1 protein-coding gene is annotated in these 468 nt (G+C 53.4%); it reads left to right on the forward strand.

The genetic code is table 11. The features are described 5' to 3' along the window. Nucleotides 1-269: 269 nt before the first annotated feature. Nucleotides 270-410 carry a DUF1127 domain-containing protein gene (locus EOA27_RS39835; RefSeq protein WP_082056373.1) on the forward strand — a complete coding sequence of 47 codons (141 nt, stop codon included), beginning with the start codon at nt 270-272 and terminating at the stop codon, nt 408-410. Nucleotides 411-468 lie beyond the last annotated feature (58 nt).

Here is a 468-nt window from a genome sequence, read left to right on the forward strand (position 1 = left end):
ATATCCGCCCTCACCCTTGTGGCATAGCCCGCCATGCATTTCCCCCAAGCCCGACCACTTCCTTAGTCGAAACAGCCAAACCGTTGACGCAGCGGCATTTTTCGATTCGGCCTTCTTTGTGACGCAGGCGTGAATGGCGGTTAATGTTGCATTGCACAATTTGCATTGCTGCCATGCGCCAACGGCACTTTTAAATCGATACGATCCCCCATATTTTCTGTTCGTACACAAACGGAATGATCCGAACTAAAGACGAAACGAGAACTACCATGAACCTGATCCGCAACTACCGCAACTGGCGCCGCTACCGGGAAACCGTTTCCGAGCTGAACCGCCTGTCGAACCGTGAACTGACCGACCTCGGCATCAGCCGCAGCGACATCCACTACGTCGCCCGCAAGGCGGTCTAATCCGCTTCGGACCGCAAATGGTCCGAACCAGTTTTGAAGAGAGTTAAGACAATGAACC

Origin of the sequence: Mesorhizobium sp. M2A.F.Ca.ET.037.01.1.1, from assembly GCF_003998075.1 — a bacterium.
Classification (GTDB): domain Bacteria; phylum Pseudomonadota; class Alphaproteobacteria; order Rhizobiales; family Rhizobiaceae; genus Mesorhizobium.

What these genes read in the sequence shown, in the direction of transcription:
- EOA27_RS39835 (WP_082056373.1), top strand. Translation starts at nt 270, where the DNA reads ATGAACCTGATCCGCAACTACCGCAACTGGCGCCGCTACCGGGAAACC.